Source organism: Pseudomonas sp. F2 (genome assembly GCF_057174385.1).
Genome location: NZ_CM169904.1, coordinates 904952 through 930071 on the forward strand (window position 1 = coordinate 904952; position 25120 = coordinate 930071).

At 61.9% G+C, this 25120-nt stretch carries 26 protein-coding genes; 7 read left to right on the forward strand and 19 right to left on the reverse strand.

What is annotated here, in order from left to right; all coding sequences use genetic code 11:
- Positions 1–11: 11 nt before the first annotated feature.
- The 6 genes from AC193Q_RS03995 to AC193Q_RS04020 all read right to left on the reverse strand — a co-directional run bounded on the left by AC193Q_RS03995 (position 12) and on the right by AC193Q_RS04020 (position 5527).
- A complete protein-coding gene (locus AC193Q_RS03995; protein ID WP_095666853.1) occupies positions 12–1331 on the reverse strand; it encodes a flavin-containing monooxygenase in 1320 nt (439 codons plus the stop codon).
- Positions 1332–1578: 247 nt separating this feature from the next.
- Complete coding sequence (locus AC193Q_RS04000) at positions 1579–3042, reverse strand: GDL motif peptide-associated radical SAM/SPASM maturase (RefSeq protein ID WP_483879168.1); 1464 nt, start codon at positions 3040–3042, stop codon at positions 1579–1581.
- Between the two features lie 102 nt (positions 3043–3144).
- On the reverse strand, positions 3145–3723 hold the full coding sequence (locus AC193Q_RS04005) for a DUF1842 domain-containing protein (protein WP_121184948.1): 579 nt from the start codon (positions 3721–3723) through the stop codon (positions 3145–3147).
- 41 nt (positions 3724–3764) lie between these two features.
- The gene (locus AC193Q_RS04010) at positions 3765–4382 is read right to left on the reverse strand and encodes a DUF1842 domain-containing protein (RefSeq protein WP_047294895.1); all 618 of its coding nucleotides are present in this window, start codon (positions 4380–4382) and stop codon (positions 3765–3767) included.
- A 34-nt stretch (positions 4383–4416) separates the two neighbouring features.
- Positions 4417–4602: a DUF1843 domain-containing protein gene (locus tag AC193Q_RS04015; protein WP_041062751.1), complete on the reverse strand. Its 186-nt coding sequence runs from the start codon at positions 4600–4602 to the stop codon at positions 4417–4419.
- A 694-nt stretch (positions 4603–5296) separates the two neighbouring features.
- The gene (locus tag AC193Q_RS04020) at positions 5297–5527 is read right to left on the reverse strand and encodes a hypothetical protein (protein WP_027613005.1); all 231 of its coding nucleotides are present in this window, start codon (positions 5525–5527) and stop codon (positions 5297–5299) included.
- 13 nt (positions 5528–5540) lie between these two features.
- Here AC193Q_RS04020 and AC193Q_RS04025 point away from each other — a divergent pair, with 13 nt between their 5' ends.
- Together AC193Q_RS04025 and AC193Q_RS04030 are read left to right on the forward strand one after the other, a co-directional pair.
- On the forward strand, positions 5541–5936 hold the full coding sequence (locus AC193Q_RS04025; protein WP_483879169.1) for a lysozyme inhibitor LprI family protein: 396 nt from the start codon (positions 5541–5543) through the stop codon (positions 5934–5936).
- Between the two features lie 23 nt (positions 5937–5959).
- Complete coding sequence (locus tag AC193Q_RS04030; protein WP_483879170.1) at positions 5960–6307, forward strand: DUF7660 family protein; 348 nt, start codon at positions 5960–5962, stop codon at positions 6305–6307.
- Positions 6308–6323: 16 nt separating this feature from the next.
- Here the strand turns inward: AC193Q_RS04030 and AC193Q_RS04035 are convergent, their stop codons facing one another.
- From AC193Q_RS04035 to AC193Q_RS04060, 6 genes are all read right to left on the reverse strand, one after another.
- Positions 6324–6641, reverse strand: a complete 318-nt coding sequence (locus AC193Q_RS04035; RefSeq protein WP_483879171.1) for a DUF6966 domain-containing protein — start codon at positions 6639–6641, stop codon at positions 6324–6326.
- Between the two features lie 60 nt (positions 6642–6701).
- A complete protein-coding gene (locus AC193Q_RS04040; RefSeq protein WP_121184956.1) occupies positions 6702–8831 on the reverse strand; it encodes a TonB-dependent receptor domain-containing protein in 2130 nt (709 codons plus the stop codon).
- Positions 8832–9033: 202 nt separating this feature from the next.
- Positions 9034–10578 carry a class I SAM-dependent methyltransferase gene (locus AC193Q_RS04045; RefSeq protein WP_121184958.1) on the reverse strand — a complete coding sequence of 515 codons (1545 nt, stop codon included), beginning with the start codon at positions 10576–10578 and terminating at the stop codon, positions 9034–9036.
- A 290-nt stretch (positions 10579–10868) separates the two neighbouring features.
- Positions 10869–11363, reverse strand: a complete 495-nt coding sequence (locus AC193Q_RS04050) for a PaaI family thioesterase (RefSeq protein ID WP_047294883.1) — start codon at positions 11361–11363, stop codon at positions 10869–10871.
- Positions 11364–11371: 8 nt separating this feature from the next.
- Positions 11372–12529, reverse strand: a complete 1158-nt coding sequence (locus tag AC193Q_RS04055; RefSeq protein ID WP_047294881.1) for a GGDEF domain-containing protein — start codon at positions 12527–12529, stop codon at positions 11372–11374.
- 103 nt (positions 12530–12632) lie between these two features.
- Positions 12633–12881: a hypothetical protein gene (locus AC193Q_RS04060; protein WP_047294879.1), complete on the reverse strand. Its 249-nt coding sequence runs from the start codon at positions 12879–12881 to the stop codon at positions 12633–12635.
- A 169-nt stretch (positions 12882–13050) separates the two neighbouring features.
- Here AC193Q_RS04060 and AC193Q_RS04065 point away from each other — a divergent pair, with 169 nt between their 5' ends.
- The 3 genes from AC193Q_RS04065 (at position 13051) to AC193Q_RS04075 (ending at position 15294) form a co-directional block, all read left to right on the forward strand.
- Positions 13051–13695 carry an ATPase gene (locus tag AC193Q_RS04065; RefSeq protein WP_121184960.1) on the forward strand — a complete coding sequence of 215 codons (645 nt, stop codon included), beginning with the start codon at positions 13051–13053 and terminating at the stop codon, positions 13693–13695.
- 86 nt (positions 13696–13781) lie between these two features.
- Complete coding sequence (locus AC193Q_RS04070) at positions 13782–14123, forward strand: hypothetical protein (protein ID WP_041062700.1); 342 nt, start codon at positions 13782–13784, stop codon at positions 14121–14123.
- 217 nt (positions 14124–14340) lie between these two features.
- On the forward strand, positions 14341–15294 hold the full coding sequence (locus AC193Q_RS04075; protein WP_483879172.1) for a bifunctional helix-turn-helix transcriptional regulator/GNAT family N-acetyltransferase: 954 nt from the start codon (positions 14341–14343) through the stop codon (positions 15292–15294).
- Positions 15295–15339: 45 nt separating this feature from the next.
- Here the strand turns inward: AC193Q_RS04075 and AC193Q_RS04080 are convergent, their stop codons facing one another.
- From AC193Q_RS04080 to AC193Q_RS04100, 5 genes are all read right to left on the reverse strand, one after another.
- The gene (locus tag AC193Q_RS04080; RefSeq protein ID WP_121184964.1) at positions 15340–16344 is read right to left on the reverse strand and encodes an XdhC family protein; all 1005 of its coding nucleotides are present in this window, start codon (positions 16342–16344) and stop codon (positions 15340–15342) included.
- Positions 16345–16355: 11 nt separating this feature from the next.
- The gene (locus AC193Q_RS04085; protein WP_121184966.1) at positions 16356–17708 is read right to left on the reverse strand and encodes a cytochrome c; all 1353 of its coding nucleotides are present in this window, start codon (positions 17706–17708) and stop codon (positions 16356–16358) included.
- Between the two features lie 17 nt (positions 17709–17725).
- The gene (locus AC193Q_RS04090; RefSeq protein ID WP_121184968.1) at positions 17726–19978 is read right to left on the reverse strand and encodes a xanthine dehydrogenase family protein molybdopterin-binding subunit; all 2253 of its coding nucleotides are present in this window, start codon (positions 19976–19978) and stop codon (positions 17726–17728) included.
- Positions 19978–20433, reverse strand: coding sequence for a (2Fe-2S)-binding protein (locus tag AC193Q_RS04095; protein WP_027613020.1), 456 nt, complete (start codon positions 20431–20433; stop codon positions 19978–19980). The genes AC193Q_RS04090 and AC193Q_RS04095 overlap by 1 nt, the downstream gene beginning before the upstream one ends.
- 87 nt (positions 20434–20520) lie before the next feature.
- Positions 20521–21453, reverse strand: coding sequence for an AraC family transcriptional regulator (locus AC193Q_RS04100; protein ID WP_483879173.1), 933 nt, complete (start codon positions 21451–21453; stop codon positions 20521–20523).
- 242 nt (positions 21454–21695) lie between these two features.
- On the opposite strand from AC193Q_RS04100, the gene AC193Q_RS04105 reads away from it, so the two are divergent.
- Together AC193Q_RS04105 and AC193Q_RS04110 are read left to right on the forward strand one after the other, a co-directional pair.
- Positions 21696–22892, forward strand: a complete 1197-nt coding sequence (locus AC193Q_RS04105) for an MFS transporter (RefSeq protein ID WP_483879174.1) — start codon at positions 21696–21698, stop codon at positions 22890–22892.
- A gap of 121 nt (positions 22893–23013) precedes the next feature.
- Positions 23014–23742, forward strand: a complete 729-nt coding sequence (locus AC193Q_RS04110; RefSeq protein ID WP_483879175.1) for a type 1 glutamine amidotransferase — start codon at positions 23014–23016, stop codon at positions 23740–23742.
- Positions 23743–23791: 49 nt separating this feature from the next.
- Here AC193Q_RS04110 and AC193Q_RS04115 read toward each other — a convergent pair whose 3' ends face one another.
- Both AC193Q_RS04115 and AC193Q_RS04120 read right to left on the reverse strand, forming a co-directional pair.
- Positions 23792–24178, reverse strand: a complete 387-nt coding sequence (locus tag AC193Q_RS04115; protein WP_121184976.1) for a cupin domain-containing protein — start codon at positions 24176–24178, stop codon at positions 23792–23794.
- Between the two features lie 44 nt (positions 24179–24222).
- Entirely contained in the window at positions 24223–25074 is an 852-nt protein-coding gene (locus AC193Q_RS04120) for an AraC family transcriptional regulator (RefSeq protein WP_131670230.1), read from the reverse strand.
- Positions 25075–25120: the final 46 nt, after the last annotated feature.

Sequence of the window (25120 nt, forward strand, 5' to 3'; positions counted from 1 at the left end):
AAAGTAGGCAATCAAGCGTCGACGGTGTCGGCGGCTTTCGTGTGAGCGGTCGAATGCAGGGCGGCTTCACGCTGCTCGGCATCTTTGTAATCAAGGTATTTGCGCTGGGTGGCGATGTGGTCGGCCACGTGTTTGGCGTCATGCCAGACGCCCCAGATAAACGACGAACCGCGTCGCGACTGCCATGGCAAGCCGAGGAAATACACCCCCGGCTCGCTGGACACGCCGCGCTGGTGCTGCGGTTTGCCCTTGTCATCAAATGCCGCGACTTGCAGCCAGGAATAATCCACGGCGAAGCCGGTGGCCCAGATGATCGAGGTGATCCCGGCTTCCGCCAGATTCAGATCGAGCAGCGGATTTTTCACGCACTCCGGATCTGGATAGGTCTCTCGCGCTTCAGGTTCTTGCGGCAGGTCGAGGCCGTTGCGTTCGATGTAGGCATCGGCGGCATCCAGCAAGGCGAGGTAGTTGTCATCGCCACGCTTGAGGTTGTCCACCAGGTCCTGCTTGAAAGTCACCACGCCGTTGTTGAACGACTCGGTCACGCCAACCAGAGTCATGCCGCGATGGGCCAGGCCCCGGAAATCGATGGTGCGTCCACCATGGGCGCCGCTGACGGCGATGGTCACGTGTTCGCGACCGGGTTTCATCGCCGCCTGATCCCACTCGCCGAGCACCCCCAGCCACCAGCAGAAATCACGGTTGCGATAGGCACGCGGCGGACGGTCGTGAGCGCCGACCGAAAGGTAAACCTGTTTGCCGGAACGCTGCAGTTCATCGGCGATCTGCACGCCGGACGAACCGGCACCGACCACCAGCACTGCGCCGTCGGGCAGTTGCTGCGGGTTGCGATAGTCGGCGGAGTGGATCTGCAACAGACGCGGGTCTTGCGGTGCGATTGGCGGGATCACCGGACGCTGGAAAGGACCGGTCGCCGCGACCACCCGGCTGGCCTCGATCACGCCCTCGGAGGTCTCGACAGTGAAGCCCGGACGTCCGACATTGCGCACCACGCTTTTGACCTCGACGCCGGTGCGGATCGGCGCGTTGAATTTCTTCGCATAGGCTTCGAAATAGTCCGCGACGCGCTCCTTGGGGGCGAAACCATCGGGATCGACGTCATCGAATTCCAGCCCCGGAAAGCGGTCGTGCCACGCCGGACCGTTGGCCACCAACGAGTCCCAGCGCCCGCTGCGCCAGCGTTCGGCAATGCGGCTGCGCTCCAGCACCAGGTGCGGTACACCGAGTTTGCTCAGGTGCTCGCTCATCGCCACCCCCGCCTGTCCGGCGCCCACGACAAGCGTGTCTGTTTTTATTGTTTCAGTGCTCATTTGTACATCCTTCCTGGCAAGGCAAGTGGATTCGGATCGCTTCAGGCTTGTCCGTTTTGCTTGCGGTCAGACTAGGCAGGAGGGGGGTATCGGTAAAATATTATTAAGCTGGGATGTGAATACAAATTGCTGAAGCAGAAGGGATTAAGCCAGTAAAACCGCGGCTTGCAGGGTAGGAGGAGAGTTGCCCCGGGCAGGAAAACCCGGGACAGAGTTGGAAAATATCGACTGCAGGGGCAGCAAGCGCTCAGTTCAAGTGACTGGGCGAGATACCCAGCAGCCCGGTCAGCGTATTCATGATTGCCTGCTGCCGCGCGCGATTGGCCTGGTGCTCGGCTTCGGCGGCGGCGACATCGGCGGCGCAATGCGGACAGATCACCTCGTGCGGATAGATGTACTGCAAGCAGCTGCGGCACAGGCTCAGTTGCGGGGCGATCCGGCCTTGCTCCGGCGATTGCTGGCCCTGATTGATCCATGCCAGTTTGATCACCTGACCGCTGTCGCTGACGCTGCTGACTTTCTCGCCGGTGTCGATGCGTTCGGTGATCAGGTCGAAGCGGCCGACCGCAAATGATTTCTGCGCCGCGTCCTCGACCTTGACGATGCGCTCGCGCAGCCCGCGCTTGTGCAGCTCCAGGGTGCGGTAATGGCAGTAAGGGTTGTTGCCGGGTTTGCCGAGCAGCGAGTGCGAAGTCCAAGTGCAACCGCCGCGACAGACGTCGTTGTAATAACAGCCACGGCAGTAACCCCACATGTCATCCACCGAGCGCAAGCGCCCGAAATGCATGCCTTCGCTGTAGTGCCAGATGTCGTGCAGGCTCATGCTGCGCACATTGCCGCCGGAGAAACCCACGGTGGCCAGTGACGGGCAGCCCTTGACCGTGCCGTCGGCCTCCAGTGCCAGAACGGTCTGGCCGGCGGCGCAACCGCTCCAGTGCACGCGCTCGTCGCCGAAGCCGCGCCACAGGTGTTCATACGGGCCGTAATAGCCGATGTTGTTGCCGACATTCATCAGCAAGCCACGGTCGACACCTTCGCGATACAGCCGCGCAAGCAGCGGCATCACTTCGAGCAATTGATAGGGTTGCAGCAGCAACTCCGGATGATCCACCGCGTTGCCCATGGCGACGGTGATCTGGATCTGCCAGTGGGTGGCGCCGAGTTCGATGATGGTGTCCATCAGCGCTGGCAAGTCGGGCAGGGTCGCGGCGCCGATCTGGGTGTTGACGCTCACCGCCAGCCCCGCGGCTTTGGCCCGGCGCAGGGTGTCTACGGCCTTGTCGAACGAACCGGGAACGTTGCGCACCGCATCGTGCAACGGCGCAAGTCCATCGAGGGAAATGCCCACGCCGTCGAGCCCGGCATCGACCGCCGCCTGCATCTTCGCCGGGGTCAGGTTGCGCCCGCCGGTCTGGATCGCGCAGTACATGCCGTGGTCGTGAATGGCCTTGATCAGTTGTGTCCAGTCCTTGCGCAGATAAGCTTCGCCGCCGATCAGGGTGATCTCGCGGGTGCCAAGCGCGGCCAGTGAATCGATGACGTCCAGGCATTCGCGGGTGTTGAGTTCATCAGGCCGGCGATGCCCCGCGCGGGAGCCGCAATGCAGGCATTTCAAGTCGCAGGCCAGGGTGATCTCCCAGACCACGTGCACTGGCACGTAGCGTTTGAGATCGGTGTCGCTGAGATAACGGGCAGGGCGCACGTCTGACATGGGAAATCCTTGCGCACCATCCTGTGCGCGCTACGAAGGCATTGACCGCCGTTGAACTAGCCCCGGGCGCGATCCTGTGCAATCGCGCCCGGGGCCTGTCGGTTAGCGTTTTTCCAGACGCGTGATTTCCGCTTTCAGATGCTCAAGCGCACTGCGCAAGGCGCCCTCATGCGCCACTTGTTGCTCGGCCTGTTGCACCACGGATTTGAGCTGCGCCAGATCTCCGCCGGCCTGCGCCTGCTGCACGGCCACGGCGTACAGTGGCTGCGGATGTGGCGTGGGGTGTGGTTGCTCGCTGGGCGCCTGATGCACCGCGACGTGCTTCACTTCGTGCCACTGGCCCTTTTCTTCATAGCGATAATCGACAAAACCGCTGGCCCAGTCGCCGCCCAGAATGCCTCTGAGGTGGAAGGTCTGGGCGATCTGGCTGAGCGGGCCGCTCGGACCGCCGTCAAGGGTGAGGATGATGTGGTTCTCGACGTTTGCAGTCAGTTTGGTTTCGGAAAAACTGCCCCAGACCTGAGTGCGGAAATTGACCGTCGGCCAGGTGGCCTGAAACACGCTGGCAATCCCGCTGACACGCTTGTTCACGGTATCGACCAGCAGATCAAGGGTCAGAGCCGGTGCGCCGTGCAATGCATTGCTGATGCTGAGACGGGTGTGAAAAAGTCCAATCGACATGGTGCTACTCCCTAAGTGAATGGCGGATCAAGTGGCCTGACTCAGTGGCTCTGCAGCCGGCTGACCTCTTTCTTCGCGGTGTCCAGTGCGTCGCGCAATTTCGGCAGTTGCTCCAGTTGCTGTTCGGCGAGCCTGGCCAGGTTCTTCATCTGTGCCAGATCACCGCTGGCGATGGCGCTCTGAATCGGTGCGGCATACAGCGGCAGGATTGGTGGGTGCGGGTTGATCACCGGGCCGGGATTGAACGGTGAGGGGATCGATTCCACCAGATGCGCCGGGGCGTTGTTGACCTCATGCCAGCGTTGACCATCGAAGTAACTGTAATTGGCAACGCCTTCACGCCAGTCGGTACCGACCACCAGTCTTACTTTGAAATTCACGATGGAGTTGGCGCCTGGGCCGCCGTGATTGCCCTGGGCGGTCACGAGGATTTTGCTGACGCCGGGGGACATCACGGTGAGGTAGGTGTACTCGCCCCAGACGTCGGAATGCACGTCGAGTGGCGGATTGGTCGCCTGGGTGATCGCGGCGGTGCCGCTGACTTTCGTATCGGGTGTTGAGACCAGCAGATGCAGGGCCAGCGACTGCGCACCGGGCGCGCCGGTGCCGATGCGATAGCTCACCGGGAACAGGCCGACATTTTCAGTAGAACCGGACATGTTGTTTGCCTCCATTGCAATGTGATTGATGGCTTCAGGACTTTTCGTGCCTGGAAACTTCCCTGGCCAGTTTTTCGTACGCGTCTTTCAGGTCTTGCGCTTCAGGCTTGCTGGTGTCGCGTTGCTGCAACAGCGTCTTCATGTGTTGCACATCGCCTTGCTTGATCGCACTTTGAATGGCGACGCCGTAAGGCGGGATGTTGGCCGTTGAACGGGACATAGCGAGGGTTTCCTCATTGGTGCTGCAAAACCGCCCCCTGACGAGAAGGGGCGCCTTACCTGACAGACAGGCAGCCGCGACCTGCAAGAACAGCGGCAGGCGCTGTTCTCCACGAGCGGGTTACCTGATCCGTCGGGATCTGATCGAGTGCGGGTTTCAGTGCGCGCAGCGCAGACGTCAGCGCGTCCGGGCTGGCGCCGGCGTTCTCAGCCGAACCCGCCGGGCGGGACTTCGGGAGCGTCGCGTGTGGCCTGCCTGAGTGGCAGATGCAGAGAATTGACCGGTACGTTGTTCATCTTTCTGTCCTTGATAGAACACAACGAAACGCAGGGATCAGTGACGCGCTCGGCAAGAGCGCAGGAGAACCGCAAGCACAAAAACCATCCCTGATTGCTTTTCCAGTGCCGCTACGGGCGAGTGCCGATTCGACATTCGCTGGGTGGCTGGCATATCGCCAGCGATGCAACCCTAGATGCGAATTTGCGGCCTTGCCAGAGAAAGCGCCGAACGGTCGTGGGCGGGAGATTGACGGCTCGCGGGACGTATCCGCTCAAGGGCTGCAAACCGTTGAGCGGACGAAGGTATTTCCAAGGGCAGAAAGGGCCAAGGCCAGCGCACGGCCGGATGGATTGATTGGCAATAAGCAATCCTTCCGCCCGACATATCACGTCAGCGCTGCCCTGAGGCTGGGAAGTCAATTGCCGTCGGCGACCTTGCGTTCGATCGCATCGGTCTTGCGCTTGAGTTCCTCCGCTTCCTGTTCCTTGGTGCGGATCGAGGTCGGCGTCAGCACCTCGTCCACAGCTTTGGTATCGTCGTCGCTGTCCTGCAGATCCCGGCGAACCACATCCACCGGTTTGCCGGCAGCGTCGAGCGGAGGCGCGTTATGAGGGGTTGCGGGCTTGCGGTCGTCAGTATTTTTCATTTTCATACCTCCATTGGCTTACAACGTTGGATACGACGACATGACACGAGTTCGAGAAATTTCACGGGTGACTGTCGCGGCCCTCGGCTGTGCGCTGCTAATCGCTGCCAACTCAGCACACGCCGCCAGTTTCGACTGTGCCAAGGCCAAAGCGTCAGACGAAAAAGCCGTCTGCGCCAACCGCACGCTGAACGATCTGGACGTCACCATGGGCGAGCTCTTCAGCCTCGATAAACGCCTGCTGCCGATGGGCGGGCGCGACGCGCTGATCGGCGAACAGCAGGCTTTTCTGAAAAGCCGCAAGGCCTGTGGCGCCAAGGTCGGTTGCTTGACTGAGCTGTATCAGAAGCGGGTTGACGCGCTGCGCAACATCATCGAGACGCGGGTGATGACGCAGGGGCCGTTTTGACGGACTGATTGACCCTTTGGTCGATGCATAGCAGCATCCCGGGCAAACCCATTCACCAACAGGAATTTGCCACGATGTCTGGCTCTGATGATCTTGATGAATTGCTGGAGCGTGTGACCGACGAGCAATCGTTCATTGCGTTTATTCAGGCACTGGGTGCCGATTTCGCCCGTGAGCAGACGATGAACGAACCGCTGTCCCCCTATGGGCGGAGCGCCTTGGGTTGGGAAAATGGATCTGTGGATGCGTTTCTCGAAGCCGCAGGTGCCTGGGCGATTGACAGTTCCAGGCAGGTGGCGGCGGAAGTCGCTTCAGCCAACGTATGGCAGCGCTGCGCGAGCATTTTGCTGGCCGGCAAGTTTTATGAGTGAGAGGGGCGAGGGAATGTCAGTTTTGCGAGTCCCTGATTGCCTTGGCCAGTTGTGCTGCCTCGGCACGCAACGTGTCGAATTGTTCGTTCAACTCGATGTAGCCGGGTTTCCAGGCAAATACCCCATCGACGCGACTTTGCCCTAAAACCACATCATTGAACGAGCCCATACCACCGTAGGCCGATAACAAGTAGGTGATCCCGGAATAATCAGAGGCAAGAAGACGCGCTCTTGTGTTGCGCATCCACTGGCTCCAGTGCATGTCTCCATCGTATTCAAGTATCTCGATCAATTGATCAAGAACGATGAGCAGCTTTTGCGTCTTCGGTCCCATTTCCTGATGCCTCCTGTTTGATCGCGCTGGCTTTCAACGGATGACCGAATCGGTAAACCCTTAAAGCAAACTCCACGACACCCCGACATAGACCCCCAACCCTTCACCCGGCGTAGACCGCGCCGCATCCAGACCTTTGTCGTCATACCCCGGCGTAACGGTGGCGGAGTAGTGCTTGTTGGTCAGGTTGCGCAGGTCGAGCCAGGTTTGCCAGTCGTTGTTCGGCGCGTTGTAGCCGACGCTGGCGCCGAACAGTGCGTAGGGATCGGCGTAGTAGCTGTTGGCGTAATCCACCGCGACCTTGGACACCAGTTGCGTGTTGACCGCCGCGAAGAAGCCTTGCGGCCAGTCGTGGCGCAGTTCGCCCTGGTAGTAGTGCATCGGCAGGCCGGGCAGGCGGTTGTCGCCGAAACGCGGGTCGTCGCGGTAGTGGAAATCGCTGAACGTGTAGGCCTGACGCAGGCTCAATTTACGTCCGTCGGCGGCTGACCACAGCGTGCTTTGCAGACTGGCTTCCACGCCTTGGTGCACGGTGGGGCTGGCGTTGAGTTCGTACGGGGTGACGGCGTTGGCGTCCGGCAGCACCGACAGCAATTCGTGGCGCACCTGCGCGTAGTACCACGCCAGGCTCCACTGGCCGAGCGTGCTGTCGCCGCGACCGCCGAGTTCGAGGGTCGTCGCAGTCTGGTTCTGCAGTTTGATCGGGTCGCTCTGGGTGCCGGTCGCCGCGCCGTTGCCGGCCGGGAAGCGAATGTTCGAGCTGTAGATCAGCGACCACGGGTGCGGTGCTTCGACCGAACGGCTGAGGTTGCCGAACAGTTGCAGGTCCGGCGTGACCTGATAGCGCAGGCCCAGACGCGGCGCATAGTCCCAGTCGCTCATGCTGGTTTTGCCGCCGTTTTGCGGGTAGGTGACAGCGCTTTCGCGGCGGGTGTAGAGGGCGGCGAGGCCGGTGGTCAGCCACAGGTCGTCGGCGATTTCCAGGTCGTTGCCGACGTGCAGAACGGTGTCCGAACCCTGATAGGTGAAGTTGCGCATGCGCGTGCCCGGCGCATACGCGGCGGTGTTGCCGGACGGGATGCGCACGAATTCACTGGCGCCGTCGTTGGGCAAATGTTTGGTGGTGCGCAGGCCGATGGTGCTGCGGCTTTCCATGCCGAACAGGGTGTCGCGGCGCTTGTAGTCGAACGTGCCGCTGACGTCGGTGTAGGCCACTTTCAGACGGTTCGGGCCTTCGCGCAGGTCCATCGGGTAGTCGTGATAGACCAGGCCGGTCTGAATGCTCGAATCGTCGTCGATGTAGTAGGTGGTCTTGTTGCCGATGAAGGTGCTGCCCGGTTGTTTGCGACTGTCGTCGCGCGCCACGTAAGCCGGGTTGGCCGCCCGTGGCGTGTGCTCGATCGAATGCTTGGTCACACGGCCGGCGAGGTCGTTGTCGGTCTCGCGGTAACGGAAATAGAAGCGGGTCTCCAGGTTCGGATTGAAGCGATAGCCGAAGTTGGCGATCACGCCCTGGCTCTCGCTGGCGGTGTGATCCTGATAGCCGTTGGCGTTCGCGTCGGTCAGCGACACGTAGTAATCGAAGTCGCCCAGCACTTGCCCGGAACTGATCTGACGCTGCTGATAGCCGTGGCTGCCGGTGGCATAGCGCACTTGCAGTTTCGGCGCGTCATAGCCGGTGTGGCTGACGTAATCGATGGCGCCACCCAGCGCCAGTGCGCCGCGATCAAAGCCGTTGGCGCCGCGCAGCACCTCCACACGGTCGAGCCACAGCGGCTCAAGCAATTCGTAGGGCGTGCCGCCGGGGCCGGTCAGCGGCAGGCCGTCGAGCATCGTGTACAACCCCGAGGCATGCGCGCCCGGTGCGCGGTTGATCCCCGAACCACGGATCGAAATCTTCACCCCTTCGTTGCCCGCCGACTGCGCGTAGACCCCCGGCTGATACGCCAGTACGTCCTGATTGCTCGCCACCCGGCCCTGCAACGGCTGACGCATGTCGACCACATTGCTGCCGCCGGGCACTTGCGCCAGACGCGCTTCGGCCTCGGCCACGGAGGCATTGGTGCCACTTGTCTCGTCAGCGGAAATCAGCACCTGGCCCAGCTCCATGCCTTTGGGTTCCTCGGCCATGACCGGGCAGGCGAGGGCCAGGCCCAGCAGGGCAGAGGGCAGGGATTTGGGCGACGGCATCGAGAAACTCCAGACAGACAGGGACGGGCAGTGAACAGTGCGACGCCAGAAGGAACGATGGAAACACATGGCAATTTTGCTTTTTTGCCGGGGAATCAGGGGTGGAACTACTGGAGGTTAATTCCGGAGGCGGCATTCATGGCCGCAAACGCAGACGACCGGCCGCAGGTGATCGCGGCCAGTCGTTCGGCATGGGGAGGGATCAGGCAATCTTCAACGCCATGAGAATGTCCAGCGGTGTCTGGGCAAATGCCCGGGCCTGCTCAGTCATCTCGGCAAGGTTTTCTTCGGCGGTGAGCAGCGGCTGGTCATCCCTGAGCAGCACTTCGCCCTGATCACCGATGACGGCCCACGCCAGTTGCGCCCAGTCTTGCGGGTCAGCCATGCCTTGTTTGAGCGAAATCAGGAACAACTGCTGGACGCGGCTGACTGCCACGCCACCGCCGGTGACCGGGCTGGCCAGCACCTGAATATCGCTGTTGAACAGCGCCCGCTTGCACAGTTGCAGGTTGAGGGTGTCGCAACGTTCCTGCACCTGTCTTTCAGCGGCTTCGCTCTGGCACGGGGCGGCGACGCCCATGCCGATCAGCACGGTGACAGCCTGCACCAGGTCGTCGTAAGACACGGAGCCCACAGCCATCGATAACTGCTGCAGGGTCTTCGCTGCATAGGCATTGGCTGCGAGCGCTACGAGCACCGGGCTGTAAATCTCCGCTTGCAGCGAAGCCGCGCCGGCGGGACCGGTGACGGTGTCGGGAATGTTTTCAATGGCTTGCAACAGGACAAACCGGCTTCTCAGCAGGGCATCCCGCTGTTCGGCGGCAGACAGCCGATTGGCACCGCGCACGTACAGATCCCGGCGGAAGTTCTGATTGATGAAGTAGTCGCGCGCCTGTTCGCGCATGACCGGATGCTCGATCCCCTGCAAAAAGTCCATGCCTTCTGCACTCAGATTCAGCGCTGCAACGGTATCCAATGGCACGGCGGTCGCGGCGTAATCCAGTTTGGCCGCCGCCATGGCGTCGACCACATCGGTGAAATACATACAGTTCCAGTCGCGATTGAAGTACTCATGGGCCACGTACTGACGATTCTGGCCCTTGATGCTCTGCAACTGGGCACCTAGAGCCGGCGCTGTTCTGGCGTACTTCGGATTGGCCGCCAGCAGCGCTTCGGAAAATTGCATCGCGGCATCGATACGTTTGGCCGGGCTGGTGGAGGCGTGGCTGGCAAAGCGGTTGTGCAGACTGAACAGATTGCGCAAGGGCGCCGAAGGCGACCAACCCGGGAAACAGTTGTAGCTGACATACAACATCCCGCCGGGTTTGAGGTGGCGGCGGGCGAATTCGACGATCAGTTGCTGATTGTCGCGGCTGACCCAGGTCCAGATGCCATGCAGGCTGATACTGTCGAAGGCCGGCAGGTCATCCCGGGCCAGCAGTTGCTCGAAACTGTCGTCATACAGGCGCGCCTGGCTGTTCCAGTCGCTCGCCAATGCAATGGCATGCGCGGCCTGGGATGGCATGAAATCGGTGCCGATGTAGTTTCCCGGGTTGGCGGCGGCATGGATGTTGATCGACACACCCTGGCCGAAGCCCAGTTCGCAGTGGTAGCCAGCGGCACTCTCCAGCGTGGCAAAGCCGCGCAACAACAGGCAAAAACGCTGGAACACCGGATTGATTTCCCGGCTATACGAGTAGGTGTAGCCCTCGTCGGTGAAATACCCTTCGTTCCAGGCATTGCTCATGGGTGCATCCTTCAATTCGCGAGTGAGAGCCGCTCTTATAAGGGGTTGGCAGTGCGCTCCACAAGCGGAAAAACATGTAGGTGAGTCTTACGATTGCCGAGGCGATTAGACGTCTGTCTGCCATCGCTGCTGTGGGCCGCAAATCGGTCATGCAGTCTTTCGGGTCAGCGCGCGGGTTAATTCGAGCATCATGCCCTGTAGGAGCTGCCGCAGGCTGCGATCTTTTGATGTTGATCTTTAAAGTCAAAAGATCGCAGCCTGCGGCAGCTCCTACAGGGGAGCGGGGGAAGTCAGCGCCCGTGCGCCGCGTCCGCCAGTTGCCCGGTATCGACCCGCACGAACACCGAATCACCCACCGCCGTCAGTACTTCCCCGGCGTACACCTCGCAGATCACCCGGGTTTTGCGCCCGACATCGCCTTCGACCCTGGCGCGCAAGGTCAGGGTGACGCCCATCGGTGTGGGTTTGATGAACTTGAGGCCGAGGTTGCCGGTGACGCAGTCGATGCGCGGCAGGCTGCCCGGGGCACGCTGTTCGGCGCGGTAGTGGTAAGCCATCGCGGTCCAGTTGGAATGGCAGTCGACCAGCATCGCCAGCAACCCGCCGTACACCAGATCCGGCCAGCCGCAGTATTTGTCGTCCGGCAGGTGTTCGGCCATCACATGCACGCCGTCCTCGTGCCAGAAGCTTTTGACGTGCAGCCCATGCGGGTTGCGACCGCCGCAGCCATAGCAGATGCCAGCGGGGGCGGCGAGGTCTTGCAGGGGAGTTTCGGAACGGGTCATGGGGCTGGTCATCCTGAAGGGGTGATTCCGGTCAGGCGCAGGCGGTTGCGCCCACCGCGCTTGGATTCATAAAGCGCGGCGTCGCCTTGTTCGATCAATGCCGCGAGACTGGCCGGCGGCTGGTTGAACAGGGTGGCGCCGATGCTCAACGTCACCGGCTCTGGTGTCGGGAATGCCTGGGCGGCGCTGCGGTGAAACTGATCGCGCAGGGCGTCGCCCAGTCTGACGACGTGATCACTGGGCGCGTTGCTTAGCAAAATCACGAACTCGTCGCCGCCCAAACGGGCGGCGAGCGTCTCATCGGAAGTCTCGGCGCGGATCATTTCACTCAAGGCCACCAGCAAACGGTCGCCGGCGCTGTGACCGTACTGATCGTTGACTGATTTGAAGTTGTCGATATCGATCAGCAGCAAGGCGCCCGGATGCGCCGGGGAGACGTCCTGCAGCAAGCGCGGCGCGCGCACATCGAGAGCGCGGCGGTTGTAGAGAGCGGTCAGCGGATCACGGGCGGCCAGTCGGGCGATCTGTTCCTCGCGCCGGTAGCGTTCGGTGCCGGTCATCGACAGCGCAATCAGCATGATCGCCATTGCGCCTTCGACCAGCGAAATCTGAATGATTTCACCGCGGAACGCCGCCAGATCGATCAGCGTGCCCGGGATCATCACGGTCAAGGCCTTGGCCACATAGAACAACCCGTGACCGAGCAACACGTAGCGCAGTTGCACCGCGCCGACGCTCAGCGAGCTGCCATGCGGGCGCAGCAGCAGACTGGCCTTGAGCGTCGAGGCGGCCACCAGCAGCGAGTTGGCGGCCAGCATGACTTTCGACCACAGCGGCCCGTCCGGCAATAACAGCATGACCAGCCAGCTGACGAAAATCAGGTACCAGGCCGGGGACAGACGGATCTGCGTGAAGCGCGCCACCCCCAGCAAAAACAGAAAGTGCGCGGTCACCAGCAAGCCGTTGGCGAACCAGATGCCGATCAGCAGAAAACCATTACTGCGCAGCAGGGCCAGGGTGGAACCGATGGTGATGGTGGCGAAACCGGCGCTCCAGAACAGCAGCGAAGGCTCACGAATGCTGCGCCACTCGACCGCCAGATACAGCGCGGCGGCGGCTGCGAGAGCGATCGAAATGGTCAGCATCGTCAGTGGGTCGAGCGGCATTTCCGGGGGAGCCTGTCAGAAGGTCGGTAGGGCCGGCGATTGTAAGCGTTCGGGGCCGTTTTGGCAGGCTCCGCACGCTGATGTCATGGCCGGGCGTTCGCCGTCATGACTGTGGCGCGAGCCAGGTGTCGACGACCCGCCGATCCAGTTCTTCCCAATAAGCCATGCCCAGCACCCGCGTGGTGTTCAGCCCGCGCAGATAGCCACGCAACTGATTGGCCGTATCGCGTTTGAGCTGCACATCGGTGATGTCCTTGTCCAGCAACACGTTTTCGTACTGCACCAGGTATTCCGCCACCCGCTCGCGAAAGTCGGGCAAAACCGCGTCGCGGATCAGGTCAAAGGTTCTCAAAGCGGCGTCCTCACTGTTGTTTTAGTCATTAGAGATGAGCATGGATCAAACTTATCGTCGGTAACTATCGCTAGAAGTAATAGTGACCATCACGAAACGCAAGTTCAGCTTTGCAAGCAATAGGCGGAAAATTGCCTTCATTGAAAACGCAGCTCAAGGAAATTGCGCGATGAAGACACTGACCCGACTGGCACTGACCGCTCTGCTGATGAGCGGTATGGTAGCCACGGCACCGTCTTACGCCGACGACGCCTGTGCGTGTCATCTTCAGCCAATCGCCGGCAGCAGCGCGACATTGCAACATTCACAGACCGTGGGTGTGCTGTACAGCGAAAACACCCGGGAGAACCTGCAATACCTGTCGCGCTACCACGACATGGCGTTGCACGGCGCCAAGGATGCGCTGGATTCGCGAATTCGTGCAGCCTTTGTCAGCAGTTCCGACCCGGAGCTGGCCATTGATTGGTTGCTCAGCTCGCTGCAGCGTCATTTTTCGTCGGTGACGGTTTACGACAGCCTTGATGCGCTGATTCAGGCACACCCGGACATTGTGGTGAAACTCGACACCTTCAACCGCTTGCTGACCCAGCAAAACAGCCTGTACGAGGCGCATTTCATCGCGCGTTTCTACGATGCCGACCTGCAATACATCGGCAAGGCCGAGGGCTCGGTGGAGAAACAGATTCCGTCGGTCTGGGTACACGACAAAGCGGTGCAGGAGATTGCCGCACAGATCGAGCAACAACGTGATCTGCAACTCAATGCCTTGAAGCAGTTCGATGCCTCGCTCAAGGCGCTGGTGGCTTCCAGCTGAACACTCAAAACCAAAAGGGCAGCGGCGCCGCCGTGACGCTGAACCGTTGCCGGATGAACCGGACTTTTATTTTCAGGATTACACCGATGCGTACTTTTTTTGCCCCGACCCTGGCGGTTGCCTCCTTGCTGCTCGCCGGCTGCGCCTCCGCACCGAACGACCCGACGCTGACCTTGCAGACCCGCAAGACCCCGGCGCAATACGCCGATTGCGTGGTGCCCAAGCTGCAGAGCAGTGCGCTGAACCCGACCGTCTCGCAGACCCAGCGCAGCTACCGGATCGTGGTGCCGAGCAAGGTGTCGGCAGACAACGTGCTGGAAGCCTACAAGGCCGGCAACGGCGGCAAGGTGTTCATCTACGAGCGCCATTTGCTGGCTTCCAATTTCCTGCCTTCCAGTTTTGAACGCGCTGCCCAGGATTGCATCTGACCCGGCCGCGCTCACCGTTCTGACCGAGCTCCTTTGGTTGGCCGCAACCAACCAATACTTTGCCCCGCACCTCATTCGGTTGCGGGGCTTTTTTTGCCTGACGTTTGCTGCGGTTTTGATGTCGGCACGCTGACGCTTGCCCGGCGTGGTCGGCTGCTTGCGTCGGCAAAGGGGAATATGGTTGTATGGTACAACTAAATTTCAGTGGTGATGTGTCATGAGTATCCCTACAGCCTTGATCGAAGAAATCCGTACAGCGTCGCGCACGATGGTGCGTGAGTTCGGTTTCCTGCGCGCCACCCTGGCGGCGACCGACTATTCAGCCTCCGGCGTGCACGCATTGCTGGAAATTGAGGCCGGGGACGGCGTCAGCGCTGCACAACTGGCGCAAAGCCTTGGCCTGGAAAAATCCAGTGTCAGCCGCATGGTCGGCAAACTGATCAAGGCCGGGGAGATCGAGGAGCGTGCCGCCGAGGACGCCCGGGTCAAGCTGTTGCAGCTGACTGCGCAGGGCCGGCATACCGTCAACGATATTCATGCCTACGGCCGGGCGCAGGTCAGCAACGCACTGAACACGCTCAATCCGTCGCAACAACAGAGCGTGGCGCAGGGCCTTGCAACCTACGCCCATGCGCTCAAAAGCATCCGTCTGGGCGCTGACCGGCCACTCACGCCGAACCTGCACATCAGCGCCGGCTATCGCCCCGGCCTTATTGGCCGCGTGGCGCAAATGCATGCGGATTATTATTCGCGGCATTCCGGTTTCGGCGCGGTTTTCGAAGGGCGTGTTGCCAGTGAAACGGCGGAGTTTGTCGGGCGTCTCGATCAGCCCTGCAACCAGATCTGGGTGGCGATGCTTGATGAGCGCATTGTCGGCTCGATCGCAATCGACGGGCAGGACCTGGGTAACAATCAGGCGCATTTGCGCTGGTTCATCCTCGACGACGGCTGCCGCGGCAGTGGCGTCGGCCGGCAACTGCTGAGGGCGGCGGTGGAGTTTTGCGATCAGCACGGCTTTGACGCGATTCAGCTGTGGACCTTCAAAGGCCTCGACGCCGCGCGCCGACTGTACGAAGCGGCCGGGTTCGAACTGACCATGGAAGAGCAGGGCAGCCAGTGGGGCAGAGTGGTGACGGAACAGCAGTTCACCCGAACAGCCGCCTCACGGTGACGGTTGTATCAGTGTCATCACCCAGGCGCTGTATGTGTCCGCCAGTCAGGCTTCCTGCGCCTTGGCGCTGGCAATCGAAAACGCCTTCGGCAGACTGGCGCCATTCTTCGCGGCCAGGATCTCGGCCATCACGCTGACGGCGATTTCCGCCGGTGTCTTGCTGCCAATGTAAATGCCGATTGGCCCGTGCAGCCGTTCGAGTGATGTCTGGGTCTCACCAAAATGCTCGATCAGCCGTTCGCGGCGCAGCTGACTGTTGCGCCGCGAACCGATGGCGCCGATGTAAAACGCCGGGCTGTGCAGGGCTTCGAGCAATGCCAGGTCGTCGAGTCGCGGATCATGACTCAAGGCGACGATGCAGGTGCGCAGATCGACCGCGAAGTCGCGTACCACGTCGTCCGGCATGCCAATGATCCGCTCCACACCGTCCACCGCCCAGGTGTCGATGTATTCGGCACGCGGGTCGCACACCGCGACCTTGAAGCCGTTGAACAGGGCCATGGTCGCCAGATACTCGGCCAGTGCGCCGGCACCGATCATCAGCAGGCGATACCCCGGCCCGAGGGTATTGAGCATCCGTTGGCCGTCGAAACTGAATTGCTCTGGGGTGGCCGTGGTTTGCAGCGTGACCTGACCGCCATCCAGTGCCAGGCAGCGGCGTACCAGTTGCCCGGCATCCAGTTGCAGCAGCAGTTGGTCCAGCACCTGCCATGAGGGATTGAACTCAAGAATCAGCTCAAGCGTGCCGCCACAGGGCAAACCGAAACGATGCGCCTCGTCGGCGCTGACGCCGTAGCGCACCACCTCGGGTGCACTGTCCTTGAGTCCGCTGCCGCCCTGCGCGGTGGTGTAACGCTGGATCAGATCGTCCTCAATGCAGCCACCGGACACGCTGCCCACCACGCGCCCGTCGTTACGCAAAGCCATCATCGACCCTGTCGGGCGCGGCGAAGAGCCCCATGTGCGCGCCACCGTGGCGAGCAACACCTGCTCGCCGGCGGCGAGCCAGTCCCGCGCGGTGCGCAGGACCAGCAAGTCGATGCTTTCCATCAAACGTTCCTCTAACGCATTTGCAGGATGATCGGGCTGCTGCTGGCCGGATCGGTACGTTCACGCAGCTTGTTGACGGCCTGCGCTTCAATGGCACCGCCCTGATTGCCCCAGGTGCTGCGCATGAAGGTCAGCACTTCGGCGATCTCTTGATCCGACAACTGCTCACGGAAGGCCGGCATGCGATAGGCGTCCGGCACTCCGGCCGCCACCACCCGCTGCGAACCGTTGAGGGTGATGTTGATCGCCGAAGCACTTTCCTTGGCCAGTGCCGAGGTGGCGCCGGCCAGCGGCGGCATCCATTCCGACTGGCCCTTGCCGTCGAGGCCGTGGCACGAAGCACAGCGCGTGACGTAAGTATGAGCACCGGGCGCGTCCAGACGTTCCGTCGCCGAAGCCGCTTGGTACTGCCACGGCTGGCCGTCGCGCTGACGATCCCCCGGCAATGACTTGAGATAGCGGGCGATCGCGGTCAGATCGTCATCGCTCATGAACTGCGTGGAGTTGTTGAACGCCTCGGTCATCGAGCCGTAAACCACCGCGTGTTTGTTGCGCCCGGTCTTGAGGAACTGCACGATCTCCGGCTCGCTCCAACGGCCCAGGCCGGTGTTGTGATCATCACGCAGACTTGGCGCGTACCAGCCATCGAGCAAGGCGCCAGCGAGGTACGGCGTGGCGGATTCATCCAGAGCCTTCTCGTTGAACGCCAGACCGCGCGGCGTATGGCAACTGCCGCAGTGCCCGGCGCCTTGCACGAGATAAGCGCCGCGATTCCACACGGCATCCTGCGCCGGTTTGGCCACGTAAGGCTCGGTTTCGGCAAACACACCGTTCCACAACGCAATCGGCCAGCGCAGGTTCAACGGGAAAGGAATCGCACTCGGGATATTCGCCTGCTTGACCGGTGCCACGCCTTTCATGAAAAACGCGTACAGCGCGCGCACGTCGTCGTCACTGAGCTTGGCGTAGGACGGGTAGGGCATCGCCGGGTACAGACGGCGGCTGTCGGGTGCCACGCCGTGGCGCACCGCACGGTCAAAGTCCGCGAGGCTGTAGCGGCCGATGCCGGTTTCCGGCTCCGGGGTGATGTTGGTCGCGTGGATCGCGCCCAGTGGTGTGGCCATTTCCAGGCCGCCAGCGAACGGCGCACCGCCCGGCACGCTGTGGCATGCCACGCAATCGCTGAGCCGGGCGACGTATTCGCCACGAGCCACCAGCGCCGGGTCGATATCGGCCACGGCGATGTGGTTGTTTTCAAGGCGCGAGACAGGCTCGCGGGTGATATACCAGGCCAGCAGGCCTGCCGCGACCAGGCACGGCACTGCCAGCCAGCCTGCGGTTCTTGCGAATCGGCTGTTGTTCATGGACGCTCCGGCGCTGATCAAGTGAAGGTGTGGCGGCTCATGGGCAGGCTGCGCACCCGTTGCCCGGTCAGCGTTGCCACCGCATTGGCGACGGCGGGCGCGACAGCGGGCAACGGTGGTTCACCGATGCCGCCCATTTTTTCCCCGCTCTCGACCACACGCACGTGGACCCGGGCCATCCGCGCAGGCGGCAGGATCGGATACAAGTCGTAGTTGCGCGCACGCGGTTTGCCATCAATCCACACGGCTTCCTCCACCAGGGTCTGCGACAGGCCCAGCGCCACCGCGCCGTTGACCTGCGCTTCGACAATCGCCGGATTGACGATGCTGCCGGGGTCGATTGCCTGCCAGATGTCGTGCACCTTGACCTGACCATGCTCGATGGAGACCTCGGCGATCACCGCCGTCTGGGTACCGAACGGCGACGCCATCGCCACGCCTCGCGCACGTTTGCTGCCGTCCGCCGCGGTAAACGGCCCACGCTTCCAGCCACCCGACAGCTCGCCCACTGCGTGCAGCAACGTGGTCAGCCGTTGGTTGTCGCGCAGCAGGTGCAGGCGCAATTCGAACGGATCCTTGCCGCCCTTGTCAGCCAGTTCGTCAAGGAACGACTCATAGAAGAAGTCGTTGAGCGAGTTGCCCACCGAACGCCAGTAACCGAGCATCGCCGGGCCTTTGGCGTAGATCTGTGCGATGCGCTTGTTGGGGATTGCATAGGACTTGCCCGACAAGCCTTCAAGCGCCGTCGGGTCGAGCTTCTCACCCTGTTTGCCGGCCAGCGCCTCGGTCGGGCCTTCGGTGGCGCTGATCGCTTCGATTGCCAGCGGCCAGCCGTCGTTGTCCAGCGCGGCGCGGAAATTCACCGCGGCTACAGGACGCAGCACGTCGCGCAGGAACTCTTCCTCGCGGCTCCAGATCAGTTTGACCGGGCGGCCAACCGCCTTGGACAACTCGATCGCCTGCGGGTAGGGGCTGGCGGCGTCGTAGAGGAAATGCCGACCGAAGAAGCCGCCCAGCAATGGCGAATGCAAGGTGATGCGCGACGGGTCGAGTCCGGTGCGTTTGGCGATGTCGGCACGGAACATGTCCGGCGCCTGATTCGGCAACCAGACCTCCAGCGAACCGTCGGGATTGAAGCGGGCCAGCGCCGATGGCGGCTCCAACTGGCCGTGATTCAGATACTGGTTGTGGTAAGTGGCGTCAATCCGGGTTTTGGCGCTGGCCAGAACTGCAGCCACGTCGCCCTCATTTTCATCATCCCTGGCCGGGCCTTTGTCGTTAGCCAGGCGCTTGAGCCAGGCATCGCTGGAAAAGTCTGCAGGCATCGGCCGAGCGTTGCTGTCGGCAGTCGGCTCTTGCCAGTCGACCTGAATCGCTTCCACCGCACGTTTGGCGTGCCACCAACGCTCGGCGACCACGGCCACGGCACCCGGCAGACGATGCACGGAATGCACGCCTTTCATCGCCTTGACCTGCTCTTCGTTGCGCAAGTTGCCTACGGTCATGCCCAAACGCGGCGCATGTTGAACGGCGGCGTGGAGCATGTCATCGACTTTCAGATCGATGCTGTACAGCGCCTTGCCGGTGGACTTGTCGTAGGCATCGACGCGCTTCACCGGTTTGCCGATCCAGCGGAACTGGCTCGGATCACGCAGTTGCACCGAGGCCGGATCGGGCACCGGCAGATCCATGGCGTGTTCGGCCAGTTCGCCGTAGGCCAGCGAGCGACCCGATTTGGCGTGCATGACTTTGCCGGGTTCGGTGCTCAGCTCGCTGACCGGCACCCCAAGTTTCTGCGCACCGGCCTGCAGCAGCATGGCGCGGGCGAGGGCGCCGAGGCGGCGCATCACCGGGTAACTCATGCGCACTGACATGCTGCCGCCGGTGATGCGCATGCCGTTTTCCATCACCACATAGGCTTCGCCGGGCGGCGCGGCTTCGACCAGGAAGGTCGCGGGGTCGGCATCCAGCTCTTCACCGACGATCTGCGCCATCGCGGTGAACGTACCTTGTCCGCCTTCCATGAACGGGCAGAGCAGGCGCACGCGGTTGTCCGGGCGGATTTCCAGAAACGCCGGCACCTGCGTGCCACGCTCGGCAGTCGCGGCCGCCACTGCGGCTTGCACCCGAGTCGTGCCCAGCGGCAGGCCGAAGCCGAGCACCAGTGCGCCGACGGCGGTGCCGGCCAGGAAACGTCTGCGCGACACGTTGATCGGTTCGTGCAGCGCCAGTGCTGATGCTTCCTGGGACGGATCGATACGCACGTTCATCAGGCGTCTCCCTTGCCGGCCAGCTCATGCACGGCGGCGTGAATGGCGTTGTACGTGCCGCAGCGGCACAGGTTGACCATCGCCGCCTCGATCTGCGCGTCACTCGGTTTGGGGTTTTGCTTGAGCAGCGCCGTGGCGGCCATTACCTGGCCGGACTGGCAGTAGCCGCACTGGGCGACCTGCAGATCAACCCAGGTCGAGACCACCCGTTTGCCCACATCATCGGCCTCAATCGCCTCAATGGTGGTGACCTCGCGACCGACCACACCGGCCACCGGCGTGACGCACGAGCGCACCACGTTGCCGTCCACCAGCACGGAACAGGCGCCGCACTGCGCCAGGCCACAGCCGTATTTGGTGCCGGTCATGCCCAGATCATCGCGGATCACCCACAGCAGGGGCGTATCGGCGTCGGCATCGACCTGATAGGTTTTCTGGTTGATTCGTAGTTCCATGGTTCACCCGCTCGATCATCGGTTGACGTGCATTTTTATAAGCGGTGAAACGCTGCGCGGCGCCTCACCGGTAAAGCGTGTTCTTGCTCAACTGGCCGCGTTACCCAGCGCTTCTGCGGCGAAGGGTTCGCCACGCAGCAGCGCGATGTCCCGACTGGGTGCGGTGCCATACAGGCGTGTGTATTCGCGGCTGAACTGCGAGGGACTTTCATAGCCGACCGCAAACGCCGCTCGCGAAACGTCCAGACGCTCCATCCACATCAACCGGCGCGCCTCGTTCAATCGCAGCCATTTCTGGTACTGCAGCGGGCTCATGCCGGTGAGCTGGCGGAAGTGGTGGTGAAAGGTCGGCGCGCTCATCTGCACTCGCGCCGCCAGCTCATCGATGCGCAGCGCTGTGCTGTAGTTGACCTTGAGCCAGTCGATGGCTTTGGCGATGCGATAACCCTGGCCATCGACGGCCGTGATCTGCCGCAGCCGCGCGCCTTGATCGGTATGGAGCAGCCGATAGTGGATTTCCCGCAGCACCAGCGGCGCCAGTACCGGGATCGCTTCAGGTTCGTCGAGCAATGCCAGCAGGCGCTCAAGCGCGCCTTCCAGCGCGGACGACATGCTGCCAATGCCAGCGCCCGCGTTCATCGACGGCTGCCGTTTCGCAGGCAAACCACCTTTGCTGAGGATCTCGGCGAGCATGCCGACATCCAGTTTCAGCACCAGCCCGACACAGGGCTGTTCGGGGTTGGCAAGCATCACTTCGGAATTGGCGGGCAGATCCAGCGAGGTGACCAGAAACCGCGAAGGGTCGTAGCGGTAACCCTCACCGCCGACCCACAAACGCTTTTCCCCACGGCCCACCAGAATCAGGCTCGGCTCGATCATGCACACGGTCGGTGGCGCCGGCTGATCGCGACGAAACAGCGACAGGCCGGGTATCGGCGTGGCGACGTCACCCGGCACGCTCACGCGCGAGTCAATGTTCAACGCCAAAGGTGATGCGGGGCGCAGCGGGGTAGGGATCATGTCGGACAACTCCTGTTGCTCGAACTCTAATCCGCTGCACAGGCGTTTCCTATACACCACCCCGCAACCTCAGAGGATCAGGCAAGCATTCAAGAGGAATGCACTAGGGCGGAGGTGGATCGACCGGGAGAATGTGTCAAACCATTACGGGAGAGACGCGATTCGACAACGCGATCCTCGCACCGTGAAAACAGTTCGTCGGGGCAATCGCCCGGACGCCTCTCGCCATACAGGTAGTTCCCATGACCTCCCTTTCCACAGAACAGCGTGGCTGGAGCGCGGTGCTGGCCATGTCGTTGTCCGCCTTCGCTCTGGTCGCTTCAGAATTCATGCCGGTCAGTCTGCTGACGCCGATTGCCGCCGAACTGCACATCACCGAAGGCCAGGCCGGGCAGGGGATTTCCGTGTCCGGTGCGTTCGCCCTGGTGACCAGCCTGGTGATTGCAGCGGTCGCTGCTCGCATCGAGCGCAAGACGCTGTTGCTGGGGCTGACCTTGCTGATGATCGTCTCGGGGACGGTGGTCGCGTTCGCGCCGGGCTACCCTTCGTTCATGTTCGGGCGGGCCCTGATCGGCATCGCCATTGGCGGTTTCTGGTCGTTGTCGGCGGCGACCGCGATGCGGCTGGTGCAGCCGGATCAAGTGTCCCGGGCACTGGCCATTGTCAACGGCGGTAACGCGCTGGCGACCGTAATCGCTGCTCCGGCGGGCAGCTTCCTCGGATCGTTGATAGGCTGGCGCGGCGCGTTCTTCTGTGTGGTTCCGGTCGCCGCGCTGGCGGCCATATGGCTGCTGATCAGTCTGCCGTCCTTCAAGCTCGAGCGTCAGGCCGGTAGCGGCAACGCCCTGCGGCTGATGAAGCAATGGCCGGTCGCTTTGGGGATGGTCGCTGTCAGCGTATTTTTCATGGGGCAATTCATGCTGTTCACCTACCTGCGGCCCTTTCTGGAGGAGGTCACCGGGGTCAGCGTCTCAACCCTGTCCTTGATGCTGCTGGGACTGGGGCTTGCCGGTTTCATCGGGACCTTTGTGATCGAAAGATTCCTCGGCACCGGCCTGTACCGCACGCTGACGGTTATCCCGCTGATGATGGCGCTCATCGCCCTGGCGCTGGTCAACTTCGGCGCATCACCGCTGCTGACTGCGGTGCTGCTCGGACTGTGGGGACTGGTCGCCACGGCGGCGCCCGTGGGCTGGTGGACATGGCTGGCGCAAACACTCCCGGAGGATGCCGAAGCTGGCGGAGGCTTGCTCGTGGCCATCGTGCAACTGGCAATCGCCGGAGGGGCCATCGTCGGTGGTCTGGCGTTTGATCTGAGCGGTTACAAAGCCACCTTCGAGCTCAGCGCGGCGGTGTTGGTGATTGCGTCGGTGCTCGCCTGGTTAGCGGGGCGCAGTGCTGCACACGTGCATTTTGTCGAGTCGAACGTGGTCGGTTGAGAGAAGTGCGAGAGTGATCGTGGAGTTGGCAGCTCTGCTCCAGCAACGGATTTGCCAATGACACTGTGTGTCATATAGTCTTTGGCGCATCACTCCTCCAGCCCCTCATCAAGGATTTCCAATGAACGTTCATTTCGTGGTTCACGAAGCATTCGAATCGCCCGGCGCCTATGAAACCTGGGTACGCGAACGTGGCCATGAAGCGAGTTATTCGCGGGTACATGCGTTTGAGGCCTTGCCCGCGAGCGTCGAAAACATCGACCTGCTGGTGGTGTTGGGCGGCCCGCAATCGCCGGCGACGAGCAAAGAGGAATGCCCGCATTTCGATGCGGCTGCCGAGTGCGACCTGATCGTTAGAGCGATTAACGCGAACAAGGCAGTGGTAGGCGTTTGCCTGGGGGCGCAATTGCTCGGCGAAGCGCTGGGTGCTGCGCATGGTCACAGCCCGGAAAAGGAGATTGGCAATTTTCCGATCACCTTGACCGAGGCGGGCAAGAACAACGCCAAGGTGGCGCACTTCGGCGATGCGCTCGACGTCGGTCATTGGCACAACGATATGCCGGGGCTGACGGCGCAGGCGAAGGTCCTCGCCGTCAGTGAGGGCTGCCCCCGTCAGATTGTCGAATACGGCGATCTGGTCTACGGCTTCCAGTGCCACATGGAGTTCACGGCGGAGGTCGTGGAGCGTTTGATTGCCGCGTCCCCTGACGAGCTCGCGGCGGCGCTGGATTGTCGTTTCGTTCAGCAGCCCGCGGCGCTTCGCACCAACGCTTATGAGCAGATGAACTTGAAACTGTTCGAGTTCCTCGACAAGCTAATGGCGCATTATCAGCGGCAAACCAACGACTAGATACTCAAACAATGGCGCCGTCGCATCGCAGCATCACGGCGCCTCCTGCTCAGATCCAGATGTCGTTGTCAGCCGTGCGCTCGCCACCTTCGTGCCCGGTGTTACGCACCCCCCGAGGCTCGATCATCATCAGGCGCGCTTCTCCTTCCGCTGCCGTCCGATGTTCGATCCCGCGCGGCACGACGTACAGCTCACCCGGTTCGACGTATACGCTGCCATGGGGCAGGTCGATCCGCAGCGTGCCCTCGATCACAATAAAGGCCTCATCTGTTTCCGGGTGGGAGTGCCAGATGAATTCACCTTCGATGCGAACCACTTTGAACTGGTAGTCATTCATTTCGGCGACCACACGGGGGCTCCACTGCTGATCGATCAGCGCGGATTTCTGCGCCAGATTGATGGCGTGCAGTGCTGGTACTTTGCTGGTATGTGGCATGACAAATCCTCTATCAGACAGGAGCCGTCAGCCTAGCGGAGGGGTTATTGGCGATGCTTGTACGATCCTGCAAGTTGCCTTTGCCCCAGGACGCGTTCCAGCCAACGCGACGGAGATACCCCATATGTGCGGGTGAAGTGCCGGGTCATATGACTTTGGTCGTGAAAACCCGCAGCCAGTGCGGCATCCACCAGCGAGAATCGGTCAAGCAGCAGCGTGCGCAATATATCCAGGCGACGCAGGGTCACGAAACGATAGGGGCTGGTGCCAAACAGCACTCTGAAGTCCCGAGAGAGGCTCCACCTTTCACGGCCGCTGGCGTGCTCCAGCATTTCCAGCGTAATGCTCTGGTGCAGGTGAGCCATGATGAATTCCCTTGCGCGCTCGGCTGCCGGGTAATCGAGCAGTTTGCGCCCGCGAGGTTTGCCGGCCACGGCGCGCAGGGCCATTGCCAGATCAAACAGGGCGTCCTGTTCTTCCAGCGGATCAAGCGAGTAATCCATCGCCTGCACGAACGCTTCACTGGCGCGATACAGGCGCGGGTCGCTGGACAGACCGCCGGCGATGAAGGGTAGCGGTTCACCCTTCAACACCTGCTGAATCAAAGCCGGATCGATATAGGCCATTCGATAGCGAAACCCCGCTTCGGTCCCGGCCATGCCATCGTGCAGTTCATCAGGATGCAGGAGCAAGGTGTTACCCGGTAAGCCGTGGCGCAGGCTGCCCTTGTAGTGAAAGCTTTGCACGCCAGAGAGGGTGCGACCGATCGAGTAAGTATCGTGCCGATGTGGGTGGTAGCCATGGCCGCCAAACCGGGCTTCGATACGTTCTATCCGCCCCGGCTGTGTGCTGCGCACTACCCAATCGGAATCTGGATCTGGTCTGGACTGTTCCATGGTTTCACTGTCTCTGAGAGAAGCCTGCTGCGAGCGATGATAGCCA